Raw genomic sequence first — 18,406 nt, forward strand, 5'->3', positions numbered from 1 at the left:
TCGATCCAGAGCGGAACCGACGGTTCCGGGTCGCACCCAGAACGGTGCGGACTGAACATTACGACTGAACTTTGTGAGCGCTCGCTCGGTAAGTTCATTGTGACGAGCATCGCACTCGTTCGCAACGCCGTCAAGAGGCGAAATCGGTGATGTTTCAGGGTTTGTCAGCAGCAGGGCGGAAAGCCCAGTACACGCGGCAAGTTCAGCCGGCCTGAACACGCTTGAACCGGAGGCACAGAACGTGGATCAGCCGACCGGTCCGAGACGGCCTAGCGGTCGGCGTGGTGTCCCACCATGGCGAGCGCCAGATCTGCGTACTCGCGAGCGATCCGACGGCCCTGGGCGGCGTCGGAGTCGTCGGTCCAGGTCGGCACGGCCAGGCACATCGTGACGATCGCCTTGGTCGCCACGGACAGGTCACCCGACCGAAAGGTGCCGAGCTCGGCGGCGCGACGGGCCGTGTCGAGCAGACGCCCCTCGATCTGCGCCATCGACGCCTGCAGATGGGTGCGGTTGGGTTCCTCGAGGCGCCGGAGCTCCGTCGCCAGGACGAGCGCCAGCGCGCGCCGCTCGACGTGGAACAGGGTCAGCGCCTCCACCATGTTGGCGAAAGCGGTCACCGCGTCGACGCCGTCGCCGGCCGCGTCGAGGCGTCGGGCCAGGTCAGCGTGGGCGATGTTGACCAGCGCGACGAGCAGATGCTGCTTGCTCGGGTAGTGGTGATAGATGCCGGCGACACTGATGTCGGCGCCGGCCGCGATGAGGCGCATCGTCGCACCGTGGTAGCCGAGTTCCTCGAAGACGTCGATCGCCGACTCCAGCACCGGGTCCAGTGTCAGCGGGGCGAACACGCGCCAGTCCGTCGGGTCCGTGTCGGCCTCGACCTTCTCCGGTGGCGGCGACTCGAGGAAACGAGCGACGGGTACGTCCAGGCACTGCGCGATCTGACGCAAGCGGTCGACGGTGAGCCCGACCTTGCCGTTCTCGATGGCGCTCATGGTCCCGACGCTCACCCCGATACCGGCAGCCAGCCCACGCAGCGTCACGCCCGCCTGCTTGCGCAACTCGCGCACGGCGGCGCCGCTGTCGGTCACCGGTTGTTCGACCACGCTGAACAGCTTATGGGGAGGCGCCCATTTTTCGTAGACTCATCCTCGTGCTCCACGATCTGTCGCCTCGCTCGCGTCGCCCCGAACGCCCGTACGCATGAACGCCTACGAGAGCCGTCCCTGGCTGGCCAACTACCCGCCCGGACTCCCCGAGCACCTCGACCTCGAGTTCGGGTCCCCGCTCGAGGCGTTCGACGCCGCGCTCTCCGCGGCTCCCGACGCTCCGGCCGTCCACTACTTCGGCGCGACGCTGAGCTGGGCCGACCTCGACGCCGCCTCCGACGCCCTGGCCCACGCGCTCGGGGAACACGGCTTCGCGGCCGGCGACCGGCTGGGCATCGCGGTCCAGAACGAGCCGGCCATCATCCTCGGACTCCTCGCCGCCTGGAAGGTCGGTGGCGTCGCCGCTCTGATCAGCCCCATGTACAAACGCAGCGAATTCCGAAGGGCCCTCGACGATTTCACGCCGAGCGCCCTGCTCATCCTCGACGAGGTCCACGCGGAGGTCGTCGACGAGCTGGGGTCGATCGGACTCGTCATCACGGCCTCGCCGCTCGATTTCGCCGGCAGCGACGATCTGCAGCGCGTGTTCGACGTGTCCCGCGTGGCCACGGCAGGCACCGTCGAACTCCTCGACCTGATCGGCACCGGCGCGCGTTCGGTAATCCGGCACGTACCCGCACCGGATGACGTCGCGGTGCTGGCACCGACGTCGGGCACCACCGGGCCACCCAAGGGCGCGAAGCTGACGCACCGGAACCTCGCGTTCAGCGCGCAGGCCTATCGCACCTGGACCGGCCTGGAACCGGGCGAGCCGATCCTGTGCATGTCGCCGATCTTCCACGTCACCGGCCTGGTGGGCTCGGTGATGCTGGCGCTGTCCCTGCGCTCCCCGCTCGTTCTCACCCACCGATTCGACGCCGGCCTGGTCTTCGACGCGGTGCGTGCCTGGCGTCCGGCGTTCTCCGTCGCCTCGATCACCGCCTACATCGCGCTGGCCGACCATCCCGACGCGTCGCCCGAGGCGTTCGAGTCACTCCGACTCCGCTATTCGGGGGGCGCACCGGTCCTCCCCGACGTCGCCGAACGGATCGAAGAGCGCCTGGGCGGGATGATCCACAACGTGTACGGGCAGACCGAGTCCACCTCGCCGACCCACATGGTGCCGCCCGGTGTCCCCGCGCCGGTCGATCCCGAAACCGGTGCGCTGTCAGTCGGTCTGCCGATCTTCGACACGATGGCCCGGGTCGTCGACGAGCGCGGCGAACCGCTGCCGCCGGGTAATTTCGGCGAGATCGTCACGGCCGGACCGCAGATCGCCGCCGGCTACTGGGGTCAGGTCGACGACGACGGATCGGCGCTGCGCAACGGTGAGATGCGTACCGGCGACGTGGGTTTCATGGATGCCGACGGCTGGTTCTACGTCATCGACCGCAGCAACGACCTGATCAACGCATCCGGGTACAAGATCTGGCCGTTCGAGATCGAGCAGGTGCTGCAGTCGCATCCGGCGGTGCTCGAGACGGCTGTGGTCGGAATCCCCGACGACTACCGCGGTGAGTCGACCCGCGCCTACGTCGCCTTGCAACCGGGCGCGGAGGCCACGCCGACCGAACTCATCGAGTACTGCCGCGAACGGATGGCGGCCTACAAGTACCCGCGCGAGGTCGAGATCGTCGGAGCACTCCCACGCAGCGCGACCGGCAAGTTGCTGCGCCGCGAACTGCGCTGATCAGACCCGGCAGCCGAGTGCGGCCAGGGCCATCGCGGTGAGCAGACGACGCAGTTCGGACTCGTCGTAGGCGGGCAAGCGGGGCGAGGAGTTGAGCAGGCCGAACGTCGCGTGCACGCGGACGCGCGCCTCGGCCCGGTCGAGGGTGCGGCCCTCCTGCTGGTAGACGGCGATCACGACGTCGACCCAGCGTTCGACGTAGCGCCGCTGCAACAGTCGGACACGGTGGTTGGCCTCCGGCGTCATCGACGACAGATCACGATCCTGGACGACGATCAGGTCGGGTTTCGTGACGAGCACGTCGATGTGAAAACCGATGAGCGCCAACAGGGTCTCGGACGGCGGCCCGCCGCGGTCGACGACCTCGGCACCGCCGTCGTGCAGCCGCTGGCTGATGTCGACGAGCATCTCGTCGAGCAGTTCGGTCTTCGACGAGAAGTGCCGGTACATGGCCGGTCCGCTCACCCCGACCGCGCGTCCGATGTCCTCGAGACGCACACCGGCGAAGCCGCGTTCGGCCATCTGCCGGGCGGCCGCGGTCAGCAGCTCGGCGCGCCGCGCGGCCTTCGCCTGGGTGCGACGGGTCGGCGGGCGGGGAACGTCCCCCGTCTCGACCGGTGGGGTGTCACTGGTGGCGGACATGGTGATCCGCACTCTACTCACCAGCCGTCGATGTGGAGCACCGAGTCGAGAGGCTTGCGCGGAGCCGGCTTGAAGTCGGTGCCGGTGTAGTAGGCCACCGGCAACAGGACACCCTGGTGGATGCCCGCGGGGATGCCGAGCAGCTCGGCGATCTCCTTCTCGTGGGCGAGGTGGAGCGTGGTCCACGCAGAACCGAGGCCGCGGGCGCGCAGCGCGAGTTGCAGGCTCCAGGCGCCCGGCAGGAGGGAGCCCCACACGCCGGCCTGGTTGCCCTCGGGCAGGTCGCCGCCGGTGTAGATCGCGCCGATGACCAGCACCGGGACCTGTCCCATCGTGTCGGCGAGGTATTGGGCGCTCGACGCGACCCGCTTGCCGGTCTCGTCGCGCGGCTGCTGCGCGGCGTAATACTTGGCGAAGGACTGCGCGTAGTAATCGGCGACCTTCTGCTTGAGTTCGGGGTCGGTGAGCACGATCCAGTGCCAGGTCTGGCTGTTGCTCCCGGTCGGCGCCTGCAGGGCGACCTCGAGTGCTTCCTTGACCACGTCGAGCGGGACCGGGCGGTCGTAGTCGAGACGCTTGCGCACCGAGCGCGTCGTCGAGAGCAGCTGGTCGGGATCGAGCGGCAGGAGTTCGGTCATGTCCCCATCTTCCACAGGATGGGCCGCGGGCACCACCAACCGTGGTCACATGCCTATTCGAGGACCCCGTGTTTGCGGAGGTGCGCCACCAGTCCACGCGTCACCGGGAGCTCGGCGAGTTGCGCGGGCGTGAACCATCCGGCGTCGGCGGCGTCGTCTCCGGCGCACAGTGTCCCGGAGACGATCCGCGCGGCGAAGTCGTGGACCTCGAAGACGACGTCATCCGGCCCGGGGATGTCGACCGTCCACAGCAACTCGCCGACCTCGATGCGAAAACCGGTCTCTTCCAACATCTCCCGCACGACCGCGGCCTCGGTCGACTCACCGGGCTCGACCTTTCCGCCCGGGATCGTCCACTTCCCGGCCTGCGGCGGGTTGCGGCGCCGGATGAGCAGGACCCGGCCGTCGTCGTCGGTGAGCACGGCACCGACCGCGACGATGCGCGTCGTCATCGCACGTCCGCCGCGGGTACCCGGGTGCGCGCGCGAGGATCGGGCGTCGGCGACGTCGCGAGATGATCGGCGATCGCGTTGCGGATCTCGGCGAGTGCGGCGGCGTCGCAGTCGGCGTCGACGATCACGTCGACCATGTCCTGTGCCGCGAGTCGTCCTGCGAGAATGCCCTGGCGCGCAGCCATCTCGCCGGCGTGCTCGAGGTCGCGGTGGACGATGAGACTCGCACCTTCGGGAGGCAACGGCGACAACCACGCATCGGCGCGGGCCACGCGCAGGTCCGCCGGGAACAGCGCCAACGCCGCGCCGCCGGCGCCCTGCCCCAACATCACCGAGACGGTCGGCACCGCGACCTTGATCAATTCGACCGTGCAACGGGCGATCTGGGCGGCGAGTCCGCCCTCCTCGGCGACCACCGACAGTTCCGCCCCCGGGGTGTCGATGATCGTGACAACCGGTAGACCGAGATCGCCGGCGGCCATGATCGCCCGGCGCGCCTCGCGCAGATGGCGCGGACCGGGCAACTCGCCGGCTTCCTGGGAAACCCGGTCGTAGCCGACGACCATCGCCACCCGGCCGCCGAAGTCGCTGAGTGCGAAGCGAAGTGGACCTGCGTCGGACAGCGCCGCCGAATCCCCCAGTGCGAGGAACTCGATCAACCCCGCCCGACCCGGTTCACGTGTCGCCAGCACACTCGCCCAGGCGTCGTGCGCCGGCGTACCGGAGTCGTCGGGCGCTGACTGCGGAGCCTGCGTCGGCGGCGCGTCACCATGCAGGGCGAGCAGTCGCAACACCGACGCCAGCCTCCCGGCCAGATCTGTCGGCTCCACCACATCGTCGACCACCGTTGTGCGAACCAGGTTCTCGGCCGTTTGCACGCCGTCGGGAAACGGTTCGCCGTAGAGCCCCTCGTACACGCGGGGGCCGAGGAATCCGACGAGGGCGCCCGGCTGCGCCCAGGTGACGTGGCCGAGGGAGCCCCATGAGGCGAAGACACCGCCGGTCGTGGGATGCCGCAGATAGACGAGGTACGGCAGGCCGGCCGCCTTGTGCAAGGCGACGGCGCCGGTGATCGCGACCATCTGGAGGAACGCCGCGGTCCCCTCCTGCATACGGGTACCGCCCGATGCGGGCAACGCGATCAGCGGAAGCCGTTCGCGGGTGGCCCGCGAGATCGCGTCGACGATCCGCGCACCCGCGTCACGGCCGATGGACCCGCCGAGAAACCCGAACTCGCTGAGGACGATCGCCGCGCGGTGGCCACCGATCAGCCCGGCGCCGGTCATCACCGATTCATCGGAATCGCTGCGGTCCCGGGCACGGGCGAGGTCGTCGGCGTAGGCGCGGTCGTCACCGTCGGAGGTGACCGCGGGTCGGACGATCGCGGCGTCCCACGACTCCCATGATCCGTCGTCGACGATCATGTCCCGCAGGTCCGCGGCCGACAACCGTGCCCGTTCACCCATGCCTCACACCGTATCCCGCACGCGGCCTCCGTACGTCCAACGCGGTCAGCGAGAGTAGATGACCCTGGTGCGGAAGACGATGTCGGCGACCGAGCGGCGCCGTCGGTCGACGGCCACCCACACCAGGCCGATGGCGAAGACGGTGCAGAACAGGGCTCGCAGCACGGCGACGGCCGGCCGGACGCGTACGCCCTTGCTGTTCACCACGCGTAGTCCCATCACGACCGAGCCCAGGGTGCGGCCGGACACCTCCCAGCACGTGGACAGGTAGAACACCGAGGTGATCACGAACCCTGTTGTGGTGAACAGGATGTTGAGCTGCGGGAAGTGGAACTCGCTGACGGTGACGGCGAACTTCATCAGCGCGAGACCGAGATAGCACGCGCCCAGGATGGTCCAGACCACGAGCAGGTCGAGGAATGCCCCGATGCCGCGACTGACGATCCCGGCGTCCTTGTCCCGGTCTTGCACGGCATGCGCCCGATGCACCGCCGGATGGTCGGGTCTCGGTTCTGCCGTCATCGGCTTGCACCGTCCTGCCCGGGCTCGTCGGCGACCTCGGCGGCGCGTCGACGCAGGAACCTGTTGACGGCGTTGGCGACCGCGTCGTCGGCACGTTCGCTGGTGCTGCGCACGTCGGTCATCACGTCGGCGGTGACCGATGTGCTGGCCTCCCGGATGATGTCCGGGAGGTCGACGCCGTCGATGATCTCCTCGGCGAGGCCGACGAGGTCGACGCGGTCGAGAATGGCCTCGATGTCTATCCGCGAAGCCACCGCGTTGAGGTCGACGGTCCCGATGACCTCGTCGATGTCCACCAGGGCGATGGCCTTCATCAGATCCACCTGCGCGACAGCACGATCGAGGTCGACCGTCTCGATCACCGCGTCGAGGTCGATGACCGCGAGGACCCCGGCGATCAGCCGGCGCAGGTCGACGTTTCGCACCACGAGGTCGGTGAGGTCGACCTCCTCGGTGAGTACCTCGACGACCTCGCGGATGACCGCGCCGAGGACCATCCGCGTCGTCGTGGCGACCCGTACGCGGGTGTCGTCGACCAACCGCTGCGCCCTGGTACGTGTCGCGCCGATGATCCCGCCCGCGACGGGCAGGTGTTCGGCGGCGTCGACGACGACCCCGGCGAAATGCCACGACTCCCTCACCAATCGGGATGTCGCACCGCCCCGCGGCTCTGGGTTCACCGCCGAATTATCGCACGCGGGGATCGGCCCGGACCGTCGCAATCGTGTCACGTCGTGTGCCGTGTAACGACCCCGGCGCGGGACCGATATGAGGCTCGAGGCTCGTCGAAACAATTGCGCGTCATGATGGTTGAGAAGTCCTATGAGAGGTTCGTTCGACGATGCCCGAATCTGTGCCCCCACGCCGGAAGCCGCTGTCCCGGTGGTTGCTCGCAGCCCCTGTCGCCGCGGTCGCCTTTGCTGCCTCCGGCTGCGTGATGGACGGTCCGGTGACCGGTCCGTCCACGACGCCCGAGACCACCTCGGCCGCCGCGCTCCCGACCACGTCGGCCGCCGCCGAGACCCCGCTGCCCACCGCGTCAGCCGTGATCGCCGTGGTTTCGGCACCGGCCGCGGACGACGCGCTGAAGACCTTGAACACGCTGGCCGTCAAGGGACGAGCACCCAAGACCGGATACGACCGCGACCTGTTCGGACAGGCCTGGTCCGATGATGTCACCGTCGACGGCGGACACAACGGTTGCGACACCCGCAACGACATCCTGCGTCGCGACCTGACCGACATCACCCTCAAGCCGGGCTCCAATGGTTGCGCCGTCCTGTCGGGCACACTCGACGACCCGTACACCGGCACGACGATCCGGTTCGTCCGCGGTCAGAGCACCTCCTCGGCGGTCCAGATCGATCACGTCGTCGCGCTCTCGGACGCCTGGCAGAAGGGCGCGCAGCAACTCTCACCGCAGCAGCGCGTCGACTTCGCCAACGACCCGCGCAACCTGCAGGCCGTCGACGGTCCGACGAACCAGAAGAAGGGCGCCGGCGACGCCGCGACCTGGCTGCCGCCGAACAAGGACTACCGGTGCACCTACGTGTCCCGTCAGGTCGAGGTGAAGGCCGCCTACCGACTCTGGGTGACCCAGGCCGAGAAGGACGCGATCACCCGCGTCCTGACCTCGTGCGGTGCCACCGCCGCGGCACCGACGACCACCGAGCGCACCGAGACGCGTACCTCCACGGCGACCCCGGCCCCCGAGACGCCCTACACGCCGCCGCGGCTCTACGCCCCGCCGGCCGACACGGCACCGCCCGCCGAGGCGCCCGGCTCGGTCTACTACAAGAACTGTTCGGCGGCACGCGCGGCCGGGGCCGCCCCGTTGTACGCGGGTCAGCCCGGCTACCGCGCCAAGCTCGACCGCGACGGTGACGGGGTCGCCTGCGAGTAGGCGTCACCCGGAAACACCGAGCGCACGAAAAAACCCGAGCGGATGATCCCGCTCGGGTTTTTCGGTGTCGAGAGACGACTCAGAGAGCCTCGAAGAGCTCCCGTGCCAGCGCGGCGGTCTCGGACGGCGTCTTGCCGACCTTCACGCCTGCGGCCTCGAGGGCCTCCTTCTTGGCCTGTGCGGTGCCGGAGCTACCGGACACGATCGCACCGGCGTGACCCATGGTCTTGCCCTCCGGCGCGGTGAAGCCCGCGACGTAGCCGACGACCGGCTTGGAGACGTTGGCCTTGATGTAGTCGGCGGCACGCTCCTCGGCGTCGCCACCGATCTCACCGATCATCACGATCAGCTTGGTCTCGGGGTCCTTCTCGAACGCCTCGATGGCGTCGATGTGGGTGGTGCCGATGACCGGGTCGCCGCCGATGCCGATGGCGGTCGAGAAGCCGAGGTCGCGCAGCTCGTACATCATCTGGTAGGTCAGGGTGCCCGACTTGGAGACCAGACCGATCGGGCCCTTGCCGGTGATGTTGTTCGGCGTGATGCCGACCAGAGCCTCACCCGGGGTGATGATGCCGGGGCAGTTGGGACCGATGATGCGAGTCTTGGCGCCCTTCTCGACGTTGTAGGCCCACGCGAAGGCGCTGTCCTGCACCGGGATGCCCTCGGTGATGACGACCAGCAGCGGGATCTCCGCGTCGATCGCCTCGATGATGGCGTCCTTGGAGAACTTCGGCGGGACGAAGGCGATCGAGGTGTCGGCCCCGGTCTCCTTCATGGCCTCTGCGACGGAGGCGAACACCGGCAGTTCGACGTTGTTGCCGTCGGCGTCGACGTGCGACACCGTGGTGCCGGCCTTGCGCGCGTTGACGCCACCGACGACGTTGGTGCCGGCCTTGAGCATCAGGGCGGTGTGCTTGGTGCCCTCACCACCGGTGATGCCCTGGACGATGACCTTGTTGTCCTTGTTCAGAAAGATCGACATTTTCCGTGGCTCCCTTACTTGCTCGCCAGCTCGGCGGCCTTGTCGGCGCCCGAGTCCATGGTTTCGGCGAGCGTGACCAGCGGGTGGTTCGCATCGGCCAGGATCTTGCGACCTTCGTCGACCTTGTTGCCGTCGAGGCGGACGACGAGAGGCTTGTTGGCCTCCGACCCCAGCTTCTCCAGGGCGCCGACGATGCCGTTGGCGACCGCGTCACACGCGGTGATGCCACCGAAGACGTTCACGAAGACGCTCTTGACCTGATCATCGTTGAGGATGACGTCCAGGCCGGCGGCCATGACCTCGGCCGAGGCGCCGCCACCGATGTCGAGGAAGTTGGCCGGCTTCACACCGTTGTGCTTCTCACCGGCGTAGGCGACGACGTCGAGGGTCGACATGACCAGACCAGCGCCGTTGCCGATGATGCCGACCTGTCCGTCGAGCTTGACGTAGTTGAGGTCGTTCTCCTTGGCCTTCAGCTCGAGCGGATCGGTCGCCTCGATGTCGGCGAACTCCGCATGGCCGGGCTGACGGAAATCAGCGTTCTCGTCGAGGGTGACCTTGCCGTCGAGGGCCAGGATCTGATCGTCCGGGGTGCGGACGAGCGGGTTGACCTCCACCAGGGTGGCGTCTTCGGCGACGAAGACCTCCCACAGCTTCTGGATGGTCACGGCCGCGGCGTCGAGGACCTCGGCAGGCAGGTGGCCCTGCTCGGCGATCGAGCGGGCGGTCTCCAGGTCGACACCCTTCACGGCGTCGACGGCGACCCTGGCGAGACGCTCGGGCTTGGTCGCGGCGACCTCTTCGATCTCCATGCCGCCCTCGACCGAGCACATGGCCAGGTAGGTGCGGTTGGAACGATCGAGGAGGAAGGAGATGTAGTACTCCTCCGCGATGTCGCTGGCCTCGGCGACCAGCAACTTCTTCACGACGTGGCCCTTGATGTCGAGGCCAAGGATGTTGGAGGCGTGGGACTGCGCGTCGTCCGGGGTCGCGGCGTACTTCACGCCGCCTGCCTTGCCACGTCCGCCGGTCTTGACCTGCGCCTTGATCATCACGGGCTTGCCGATTTCCTCGGCGATCGCCCGCGCATCGGCGGCATCATCGGTCACCCGACCGGGTGTGGTGGGAACCCCGTGCTTGGCGAACAGTTCCTTCGCCTGGTATTCGAAGAGATCCATTCAGCTCACCATCTCGTAGATTTGCCCGCCGAAGGGTGTAACGCGGGCCATATCGGACTTTAAACCCGGGCTGTATTGCCCCTTCGCGCGCACCCTGCCCTTGTGCGACAGATCACTTGCTCGTTCCAAACCTACTCCCGAGTACATCTCGATACCTCTCACCTGGCAGATTCGACGGACCGGAGACCCGGCCTCGCGCGCCCGCGTCGCAGGGTGTTGAATCGATCGCGGCGACGAACCCGGGGAGCCCTCCATTTAGGCCGGCAAACCCCAGATTCGACGGCTTGACGAAGTTGGATAATTCATGTGACTCAGCTCACAAATTTCCGATTAGCGGCTTTCTACGGTTGGACTTGCCGCAATCATTTCGTTACCGTCGGCTCTCAGAGTTGGTCACAGAAGGATTACGGACATAACGTCGGATCCGCGGTAGCGAAGAGATGAGGTGGACGATTTGGCGGGACCCGGAGTCTCACGCGGATCGAGCCGCGTCCGATCGGGCGGGTTGGTCGACGACCTCACGGCAGAGGAGATGACCACCATCATCCCCTTCGTCGACGGCGACGCGGACTACGACCTCAGCGATTACGACTTCGGCCACGAGGCCCCCCGCTCGTCTGGTTCCACCACCCGGACACCGTCCGAAGAGACCACCTGGACTCCCTCGTCCTGGAAGGGCTACTACCGCCCGACCCACTCGGAGATCACTCAGGACATCCTGATCCCCGAGCACGAGTTCGATGAGTACGAACACGACGAGCCGTTCGACGTCGAAGGCGCCGAGCTCGACATGCTCGTCGACTCGGATTCCGAACAAGACGAGAACGACTCCGATCTCCGCCCGTTCCGCACCAACCCGGCAGGCCAGCGCGTCCGTCGTGGCGGCAAGCACCGCATCGCGGCCCCGCCGAACGCCCTCAAGGGCGGCCGCGCCGCTCTGATCGCCATGGCGGCCGGCGCAGCCGTTGCAGCGGTCTCCCAGGTGGGTGCCGGCGACGACGCCTCGACCAACACCGCCACCACCAACGCCGCAGCCGTCAACGACGCCACGGCCCCCGTCGACCTCGGTCCGGGAGTGGCCACCGCATCGCCGGTCACCGACCAGATGAACGTCTTCACCGACCAGCTCGGCGTCGGCGCCAAGATGGCTGCCGAGGAAGCGCAGCGCGAGGCCCTGGCCCGTCGCCCGCTCTACACCTCGCCCATCCCGCTCGGCCAGTACTCGTTCACCTCGGCCTTCGCCATGCGGTGGGGAACCATGCACGGCGGCATCGACCTCGCCGCACCGCTGGGCACGCCGATCCACGCGGTCACCGACGGTGTCGTGATCAAGGCCGAGCCGGCCTCCGGTTACGGCCACTGGGTCCAGGTGCGCGCCGACGACGGCACGGTCACCATGTACGGCCACATGTCCTCGTCGGGCGTGCTCGTCAGCGCGGGCCAGAAGGTCACCGCCGGCGACGTCATCGCACTCGTCGGCAACGAGGGCTTCTCCTTCGGCCCGCACTGCCACTTCGAGGTGTGGAAAGACGGCAACACCAAGATCGATCCGGTGCCGTGGCTCGCCTCCAAGGGCGTCAAGCTCGCCGGCTACACCGGCTAGATCACTAATCTCTGAGGCGTACGCCGCTCGCTCGCGCTCACGCGCCGTCACGTTGCGTTCTGCACCGGTTTCCGGCACACAACGCAACGTGATCGAGCGGGGTTTCTAGAGCTTCTCTCCAGGGATGCCGCCTGCGGTCAGCAGGGTGACGCGTCCGGCGCTGCCCCCGTAGTCGATGGTGACGCGTTCGGTGGCGCCACTGCCCTCCTTGGCCACGACCTTGCCCATGCCGTACTTGGGATGGTTGTGCCGATCACCGATGTCGAGATGGACCTGCTTGTTGCGTCCGCGGGCCGGGTCGGAGGAGTACGACGACCGGCCGCGACCGAACGACGAGCCGCTGCCGCCGCCCGAGAACGAGCCGTCGCGACCGAAGACACCGCCCGACGAGCCGCCGAAGCCACGTGCCGAGCGACGCGGCTCGGTGCGTCGCCAGTCGATCAGGTACTGCGGGATCTCTTGCAGGAAGCGGGATTCCGGATTCGACACCGGCTGTCCCCACGAGGCGCGGGTCACCGATCGGGTCAGGTACAGACGCTGCTTGGCGCGGGTGATGCCCACGTAGGCGAGGCGGCGTTCCTCACTCAGTTCGTTCGGGTCGCCGAGCGCTCGCATGTGCGGGAAATGCCCGTCCTCCCAACCGGTCACGAACACCACCGGGAACTCCAGGCCCTTCGCGGTGTGCAGGGTCATCATCGTGACGACGCCGTCACCCTCGTCGGGCACCTGGTCGGCATCGGCGACCAGCGAGACCCGCTCGAGAAATGCTGCGAGAGAACCGGGTTCGGGCTCGCCCTCGCGGTCGACCTCCATCTCCGATTCGTCGTCCGCATCCAGGTCGGCCTGCGCAGCGTCGGCGCTGAATTCTCGTGCGACGGCCACGAGTTCGTTGATGTTGTCGAGCCGGGCGCCGTCCTGTGGATCGTTCGACGCCTCCAGTTCGCCACGGTAACCGGTGCGTTCGACGATCGCGTCGACGAGTTCACCGATGTCGGCGGACTCCTCGGTGGCGTCGAGGAAGGCGGTGTCGGCGTCGTCGGTGTCGGATTCGCCGAAGTGTGTGAGGAAGTCGGCGCGCAGGCCCTCGATGAGTTCGACGAAGCCGCCGATCTGCTTGACCGCGCGGGTGTTCAGCAGCGCGACCTTGCCCTCCGCCGCGTCGATGAGCGACTCGTAGAAGCTGCGGCCGGTGTTCTCCGAATGCACGGCGACACAGGCCTCGGCGCGATCGCCGATGCCGCGTCGGGGGGTGTTGAGGATGCGTCGCAGGCTCACCGAGTCGTCGGGATTGGCGACCACCCGCAGGTAGGCGACCACGTCCCGGACCTCTTTGCGCTCATAGAATTTGGTGCCGCCGACCACCTTGTACGGAATGCCGTGGCGGACGAACACTTCCTCGATCGCACGGGAGCCGGTGTTGGTGCGGTAGAAGACCGCGACGTCGGAGTACTTGTAGCTCGACGACCCCCCGATCGAGTAGTCGGTGAGTTCCTCGATCTCCTTGGCGATGAACGTCGACTCCTCACGATCGGAGTCGGCGACGTAGCCGACGATGAGTTCGCCGTCGCCGGAGTCGGTCCACAGCTTCTTCTCGCGACGCCCGGCGTTGCGCGCGATGACCGCGTTGGCAGCAGACAGGATGGTCTGCGTCGAGCGGTAGTTCTGTTCGAGCAGAACGGTTTCGGCGTTGGTGAAGTCGCGCTCGAACTCTTCGATGTTGCGGATGGTGGCGCCGCGGAAGGCATAGATCGACTGATCGGCGTCACCGACGACGCAGAGTTCCGAGGGTTCGAGGCCGCTCGCGGTGGTCTGCTCCCCCACCAGTTCGCGGATGAGGACGTACTGGGCGTGGTTGGTGTCCTGGTACTCGTCGACGAGTACGTGCCGGAACCGGCGCCGGTAGTACTCGGCGACCTGCGGGTGACGGTGTAGCAGGGCGACGGTCTCGCCGATCAGGTCGTCGAAGTCGAAGGCGTTGGCCGCCCGCAACCGGCGCTGGTACTCGCTGAAGATCTTCGCGATGGTCGCCGCGGTGAAGTCGTCTTCGTTCGCCGAGGCGGCGGCCTCGTCGGGCGAGACCAGTTCGTTCTTGAAGTTCGAGATGGCCACCGAGACACCGCGCGGACTGAACTTCTTGGGGTCCAGGTCGAGGTCGCGGATGATCATGCCCAGCAACCGCTTCGAGTCGTCGGCGTCGTAGATGGAGAAGTTGGAGTTCATCCCCTCCAGCAGCCCCGACTGCGCCCGCAGGATCCGGACGCACGTCGAGTGGAACGTCGAGACCCACATGTAGGCGGCCCGCGGCCCGACCAGGTCGATGACGCGCTCGCGCATCTCGGCGGCGGCCTTGTTGGTGAAGGTGATGGCCAGAATCTGCCCGGGCGTGACGTCGCGCGCCGCCAGCAGGTAGGCGATGCGGCGGGTCAGGACCGAGGTCTTGCCCGAACCCGCACCGGCGACGATCAGCAGCGGAGAGCCCGCGTGGAGCACGGCGGCGCGCTGCTGCGGGTTGAGGCCCTCGAGCAGGCGGGCGACGCGGTCGTCGGTGGCAGCCGTCCCCGAGGAGGAGGAAGACGCGCGACCGGCGAGGAGAGGGGCAGAAGAAGAGCTGTTCATCGATAGTCCAGGCTACCCGCCCGCACCGACACCGCCCCGCCGGCCTCGGGCCGGAATGTCCGTCGTCCGATCGCTCGACCGCCCCGTGCGTTGGCACCCGGGAGGCCGCATCCCGCGGCTACGATGACCCGGTATCACTGGCTCGGGGCGCCCGTCGATGCGGTTGGCAAGCCTCGGCGACCGAAAGAGGCGACCATGAAGAGACCGTCGATTGCCCCCGCCGCCATCGTCCTCGGTGTCGGAGCGCTGGCTCTCGTGGTCGCCCTGGTCCTGTCGTTCGTGCCGTTCAGCAGTGCGGGCACGGTCGAGCCGACCGCCGCGTTCCGCGCGCAGAAGAGCCTCGACGAGGTGCTCTTCAAGATGGCGACGAGCCCCGCGGCAAAGTACACCGGCAAGGTCGCCTACAAGTACGACGACGCCCGCGGCGAGGGCACCGTCGAGTTCAGCGATCTCATCGTGACGACGTCGAACACCGCCGAGGGCACGGTGTCGCTGGGTTCCGAACAGGGCGAGTACCGCCAGATCAGCAACAACCCGTACATCAGCGCGCCCACCTCACTGTGGAACGAGCTGCTCGTCGCCGACGAGAAGCTCAACCTCGACATGGCACCGCTGGACAACAAGTGGGCATCGACGCGGTTCACCAGCCTCCCCCGCTTCGGCACCATCCTCGGCCCGGACAACCTGGCCGGCGACATCGGCAACGTCGAATTCGGTTCCGAACCCCAGCTCGGCGTCGAACTGCCGACCCCGAACAAGGGCACGCCCGACGCCCGCCGCTGGCCGACGAGCGATCCGCCCATCGAGTTCGTCGGTGAGGACAAGGTGAAGATCGGCAGCTGGGAGGTCACCTTCGATCCCGAGTCCAAGAACGTCACCAACGTCAAGGGCCAGTCCAAGCAGGGATCGGCGACCTACGACATCGACACCTCGGTGAGCCTGCAGCCGGCCGACCAGGCGCAGAAGGTGTTCGCCAATCAGCGCGCCCTCGTCGGCGACCTGTTGTCGGCGCCGGCACCGGGCCTGTGGGCCAAGCAGCCGGTCGTCTCCCCCCGACTCATCGGCGAGTGCACCACCGCGGCGTGCGCCTACGACTTCACCGTGTCCGGCATCCCGTGGGCCGACGACGTCAGGGGCCACTTCAACTACGGCATGACCCTGAACTTCGCCGTCGGCGGTCGTCCGGCGGGCGCGCTGGGCGGCGAGTGCAAACCCGTCGTGCGCGTCGATTTCGGCCGCACCGCGACCACGCGGTGCACGGCGACCAACCTGCCGGCGAACTCGTCGATCGGCCCGCGTTCGGCCTACACCTACCTGGCCTTCCTCGACACCACCGAGGCCGACCTCAACAAGCTGATCGACGACAACGAGAAGCAGACCAACACCGAGGTCGTGTACGTGCGCACCGGCAACAAGAGCCCCGACCAGGCCCGCTACGGCGCCGGGATCACCGGCCTCCCCAGCTACTACGCGGTCAAGCGCGGCGAGTACCTCTTCGACGGCATCGGCACCGACGGCAACCTGCACGTCACCTTCGGTCCTGGTTACTCCGAGCACATCAGCAGCGGCAGGTTCGACCCGAGCTGGGAGGGTACCGAGGTGCTGAAGAAGCAGATCGGCGAGCAGGTGAAGGCCGCCGGCGACGTGAAGGTCGTCTACTTCGTCAACGAGCCGGAGGCCGCCTCGGCACTGCGTGCACTGATCGCCGCCGAGGGGCAGACCGACAACGTCAGCGCCTACTTCTACGAGTAGGTCAGCCGCCGGCGAAGCGGGCCTCGACCGCCTCGCCGACCCGGCCGGCGCCCGTGTGGAGTCGTAGTCCTGCGGTCACCGGTCGCACCGAGATCGCATCGCCGCCGCCGTCGAGGCGGACGTAGATGGAGCCGAGGCCCGACCGGACCGGTACACGCACGGCGTCTCCGCCGTCGAGTTTCATCTCGACCTCGCCGTCGCGGGTGGCGCAGTAACTCAGTGCGACGGTCCACGGCCACGGGAACAGCGGTCCGTCGAGTGCCAGCCGTGCCGGCCCGGAGATCTCCGGCCGGGCGCAGTTGCCGATTCCTGCGCCGACGAGCCGTCGCTGGGTCACCCCGCCGGGCACCGCGTTGCCCGCGGTGTCGAGGACGAGGAGCCGGTCGGTGGAAGTGCCGAACTCCGGCCGCGGATCGACGCGACCGAAGATGCGGCTGATCTGGTTGTCCGGGTAGACCACCGGTTGCAGGATCTCCAGCGGGACCGACTGATCCAGCAGCGTCGTATCGGCGTTGTCGTGCAGGGTCGCGACCGCTGTCTTCAGGTAGTCGCCGGTGGGATTGTCACGCCACGACGCGGAGAACGACACGAGCGAGACGACCGCCGACACCATCGCGAGCGCGGCGACGACCGGTAGGAGCAGCACGGCAGGCGACTGGTCCTCGGCCGCGTGGCGGCGTTCGGGTGCGGGCGCAGTCGTCGACCGGGCCCCGACCAGCAGCGCGATCGCGATCGCGAACACGAGCGCGGTGTCGGGGAGATAGCGCATGTGCTGGGCGAGGGCGACCGCGGTCTCCGGGCTCGAGCGGTTCCACATCACCGGGATCTGGGCGGCCACCGCGTACACCGCGGCGAACACGACGATCGGCACCGCTCCACGTCGGCGGGTGACCGCCCACCACGTGGCGGCGGCCAGTACCAGCCAGCCGGCGACGATCATCCAGGTCGCGGGGAAGCCGGTGGGCGGACCGGGCGTCCACCGGTCCCACTCCCACGGGCCGCCGACCAGCGACGGCACGATCGCGTGGTTCACCGACCGCCACACCAGCCGCGCGGTCTGCCCGACCGAATGGTTGCCCGCGAACGGATCGGCGGTGACGAAGTACACGACGACCCAGAGCGCGGTCACCGCCGCGAGCGACGCCCACAACTCGCGGCCGGCGCGCAGGGTCGAGGTCAGCGCGGTCCGTCCCGTGCCGCTCGCAAGCGCCGCGGCGACGAAGGCGATCGGGAGGATGAACAACGATTTCTCGAAGAAGGCCAGCGCGACAACGAAGATCACCGTCGAGCGGATCCACACCGCGCGGCGTCGGTCCGGGTCGATGTCTCCCCGCGCGAGTCCCACGGCGTCGGCGACGATCCACGCCAGGGCTGCCTGCATCGGCAAAGTGTTGAGGCCCGCCGCCCACCAGGCGAAGGCGGGCACCGTCATCGGGCTGAACAGATAGAACGCGAGCGCCACCAGAGCACCGGCGCGGGCCGCGGGGGCGATCACGCGGACCATCCGCCACACCGCGATGGAGGCGATCGCCTGCAGGGCGATCAGCGTCAGCGCCGGCAACGCCCAGTTGACCGGCGCCAGCCAGGTGGCCACCCCGGCCAGCAGGAAGGCCGCCGGCATGAAATGCCCGTCGTGGCTGTGCCCCAGGTATTCCCAGGAAAGGACCGGATTCGACGAGGCCCGTGCGATCAGCACCAGATCGTCCCAGTAGAAGTTGCCGGTCGCGACAAGCCACCCCCGGATGATCAGCTGTCCGGCGATCAGGGCCACCGCGATCATCGACATCATGCGCGCGTTGAGCATGCGCTCC

At 68.0% G+C, this 18,406-nt stretch carries 15 protein-coding genes; 4 read left to right on the forward strand and 11 right to left on the reverse strand.

Annotated elements, in window-relative coordinates; genetic code table 11:
* Window positions 1–269 precede the first annotated feature (269 nt).
* Complete coding sequence (locus LQD00_RS14795) at window positions 270–1,109, reverse strand: TetR family transcriptional regulator (RefSeq protein ID WP_232717942.1); 840 nt, start codon at window positions 1,107–1,109, stop codon at window positions 270–272.
* Window positions 1,110–1,206: 97 nt separating this feature from the next.
* On the opposite strand from LQD00_RS14795, the gene LQD00_RS14800 reads away from it, so the two are divergent.
* The gene (locus tag LQD00_RS14800) at window positions 1,207–2,841 is read left to right on the forward strand and encodes a class I adenylate-forming enzyme family protein (protein WP_232717943.1); all 1,635 of its coding nucleotides are present in this window, start codon (window positions 1,207–1,209) and stop codon (window positions 2,839–2,841) included.
* Here the strand turns inward: LQD00_RS14800 and LQD00_RS14805 are convergent, their stop codons facing one another.
* The 6 genes from LQD00_RS14805 to LQD00_RS14830 are packed head-to-tail and all read right to left on the reverse strand — an operon-like array spanning window position 2,842 to window position 7,241.
* Entirely contained in the window at window positions 2,842–3,483 is a 642-nt protein-coding gene (locus tag LQD00_RS14805; protein ID WP_154883134.1) for a TetR/AcrR family transcriptional regulator, read from the reverse strand.
* 17 nt (window positions 3,484–3,500) lie between these two features.
* Window positions 3,501–4,121 carry a nitroreductase family protein gene (locus LQD00_RS14810; protein ID WP_232717944.1) on the reverse strand — a complete coding sequence of 207 codons (621 nt, stop codon included), beginning with the start codon at window positions 4,119–4,121 and terminating at the stop codon, window positions 3,501–3,503.
* A 53-nt stretch (window positions 4,122–4,174) separates the two neighbouring features.
* Window positions 4,175–4,573 (reverse strand): NUDIX hydrolase, encoded by a 399-nt coding sequence (locus LQD00_RS14815; RefSeq protein WP_232717945.1) that lies wholly within the window; start codon window positions 4,571–4,573, stop codon window positions 4,175–4,177.
* Complete coding sequence (locus tag LQD00_RS14820) at window positions 4,570–6,039, reverse strand: acetyl-CoA carboxylase carboxyltransferase subunit alpha/beta (protein ID WP_232717946.1); 1,470 nt, start codon at window positions 6,037–6,039, stop codon at window positions 4,570–4,572. Before LQD00_RS14820 ends, LQD00_RS14815 begins: the two co-directional genes overlap by 4 nt.
* 45 nt (window positions 6,040–6,084) lie before the next feature.
* The gene (locus LQD00_RS14825; protein ID WP_232717947.1) at window positions 6,085–6,561 is read right to left on the reverse strand and encodes an RDD family protein; all 477 of its coding nucleotides are present in this window, start codon (window positions 6,559–6,561) and stop codon (window positions 6,085–6,087) included.
* Window positions 6,558–7,241, reverse strand: a complete 684-nt coding sequence (locus LQD00_RS14830; protein ID WP_232717948.1) for a hypothetical protein — start codon at window positions 7,239–7,241, stop codon at window positions 6,558–6,560. The genes LQD00_RS14825 and LQD00_RS14830 overlap by 4 nt, the downstream gene beginning before the upstream one ends.
* A gap of 161 nt (window positions 7,242–7,402) precedes the next feature.
* Between LQD00_RS14830 and LQD00_RS14835 the strand changes: the two genes are divergently transcribed.
* A complete protein-coding gene (locus tag LQD00_RS14835; protein ID WP_232717949.1) occupies window positions 7,403–8,464 on the forward strand; it encodes a GmrSD restriction endonuclease domain-containing protein in 1,062 nt (353 codons plus the stop codon).
* A 79-nt stretch (window positions 8,465–8,543) separates the two neighbouring features.
* Here LQD00_RS14835 and sucD read toward each other — a convergent pair whose 3' ends face one another.
* Window positions 8,544–9,446: a succinate--CoA ligase subunit alpha gene (sucD, locus tag LQD00_RS14840; RefSeq protein ID WP_232717950.1), complete on the reverse strand. Its 903-nt coding sequence runs from the start codon at window positions 9,444–9,446 to the stop codon at window positions 8,544–8,546.
* A gap of 14 nt (window positions 9,447–9,460) precedes the next feature.
* Window positions 9,461–10,624, reverse strand: a complete 1,164-nt coding sequence (gene sucC / locus LQD00_RS14845) for an ADP-forming succinate--CoA ligase subunit beta (protein WP_006867802.1) — start codon at window positions 10,622–10,624, stop codon at window positions 9,461–9,463.
* 445 nt (window positions 10,625–11,069) lie between these two features.
* Between sucC and LQD00_RS14850 the strand changes: the two genes are divergently transcribed.
* Complete coding sequence (locus LQD00_RS14850) at window positions 11,070–12,227, forward strand: M23 family metallopeptidase (RefSeq protein ID WP_232717951.1); 1,158 nt, start codon at window positions 11,070–11,072, stop codon at window positions 12,225–12,227.
* 105 nt (window positions 12,228–12,332) lie between these two features.
* Here LQD00_RS14850 and LQD00_RS14855 read toward each other — a convergent pair whose 3' ends face one another.
* Window positions 12,333–14,843 carry a UvrD-helicase domain-containing protein gene (locus LQD00_RS14855; protein WP_232717952.1) on the reverse strand — a complete coding sequence of 837 codons (2,511 nt, stop codon included), beginning with the start codon at window positions 14,841–14,843 and terminating at the stop codon, window positions 12,333–12,335.
* A 195-nt stretch (window positions 14,844–15,038) separates the two neighbouring features.
* On the opposite strand from LQD00_RS14855, the gene LQD00_RS14860 reads away from it, so the two are divergent.
* A complete protein-coding gene (locus LQD00_RS14860; protein WP_232717953.1) occupies window positions 15,039–16,595 on the forward strand; it encodes a hypothetical protein in 1,557 nt (518 codons plus the stop codon).
* 1 nt (window position 16,596) lies between these two features.
* On the opposite strand, the gene LQD00_RS14865 is transcribed toward LQD00_RS14860, so the two are convergent.
* Entirely contained in the window at window positions 16,597–18,399 is a 1,803-nt protein-coding gene (locus tag LQD00_RS14865; RefSeq protein ID WP_232717954.1) for a hypothetical protein, read from the reverse strand.
* Between the last annotated feature and the right edge of the window lie 7 nt (window positions 18,400–18,406).

This window comes from Gordonia metallireducens, assembly GCF_021245825.1.
GTDB classification, from domain to species: Bacteria; Actinomycetota; Actinomycetes; order Mycobacteriales; family Mycobacteriaceae; genus Gordonia; species Gordonia namibiensis.

What these genes read in the sequence shown, in the direction of transcription:
- LQD00_RS14820 (WP_232717946.1), bottom strand. Translation starts at nt 6,039, where the DNA reads ATGGGTGAACGGGCACGGTTGTCGGCCGCGGACCTGCGGGACATGATC.
- sucD (WP_232717950.1), bottom strand. Translation starts at nt 9,446, where the DNA reads ATGTCGATCTTTCTGAACAAGGACAACAAGGTCATCGTCCAGGGCATC.
- LQD00_RS14800 (WP_232717943.1), top strand. Translation starts at nt 1,207, where the DNA reads ATGAACGCCTACGAGAGCCGTCCCTGGCTGGCCAACTACCCGCCCGGA.
- LQD00_RS14805 (WP_154883134.1), bottom strand. Translation starts at nt 3,483, where the DNA reads ATGTCCGCCACCAGTGACACCCCACCGGTCGAGACGGGGGACGTTCCC.
- LQD00_RS14815 (WP_232717945.1), bottom strand. Translation starts at nt 4,573, where the DNA reads ATGACGACGCGCATCGTCGCGGTCGGTGCCGTGCTCACCGACGACGAC.
- LQD00_RS14855 (WP_232717952.1), bottom strand. Translation starts at nt 14,843, where the DNA reads ATGAACAGCTCTTCTTCTGCCCCTCTCCTCGCCGGTCGCGCGTCTTCC.
- LQD00_RS14810 (WP_232717944.1), bottom strand. Translation starts at nt 4,121, where the DNA reads ATGACCGAACTCCTGCCGCTCGATCCCGACCAGCTGCTCTCGACGACG.
- LQD00_RS14860 (WP_232717953.1), top strand. Translation starts at nt 15,039, where the DNA reads ATGAAGAGACCGTCGATTGCCCCCGCCGCCATCGTCCTCGGTGTCGGA.
- LQD00_RS14865 (WP_232717954.1), bottom strand. Translation starts at nt 18,399, where the DNA reads ATGCTCAACGCGCGCATGATGTCGATGATCGCGGTGGCCCTGATCGCC.
- LQD00_RS14835 (WP_232717949.1), top strand. Translation starts at nt 7,403, where the DNA reads ATGCCCGAATCTGTGCCCCCACGCCGGAAGCCGCTGTCCCGGTGGTTG.
- sucC (WP_006867802.1), bottom strand. Translation starts at nt 10,624, where the DNA reads ATGGATCTCTTCGAATACCAGGCGAAGGAACTGTTCGCCAAGCACGGG.
- LQD00_RS14825 (WP_232717947.1), bottom strand. Translation starts at nt 6,561, where the DNA reads ATGACGGCAGAACCGAGACCCGACCATCCGGCGGTGCATCGGGCGCAT.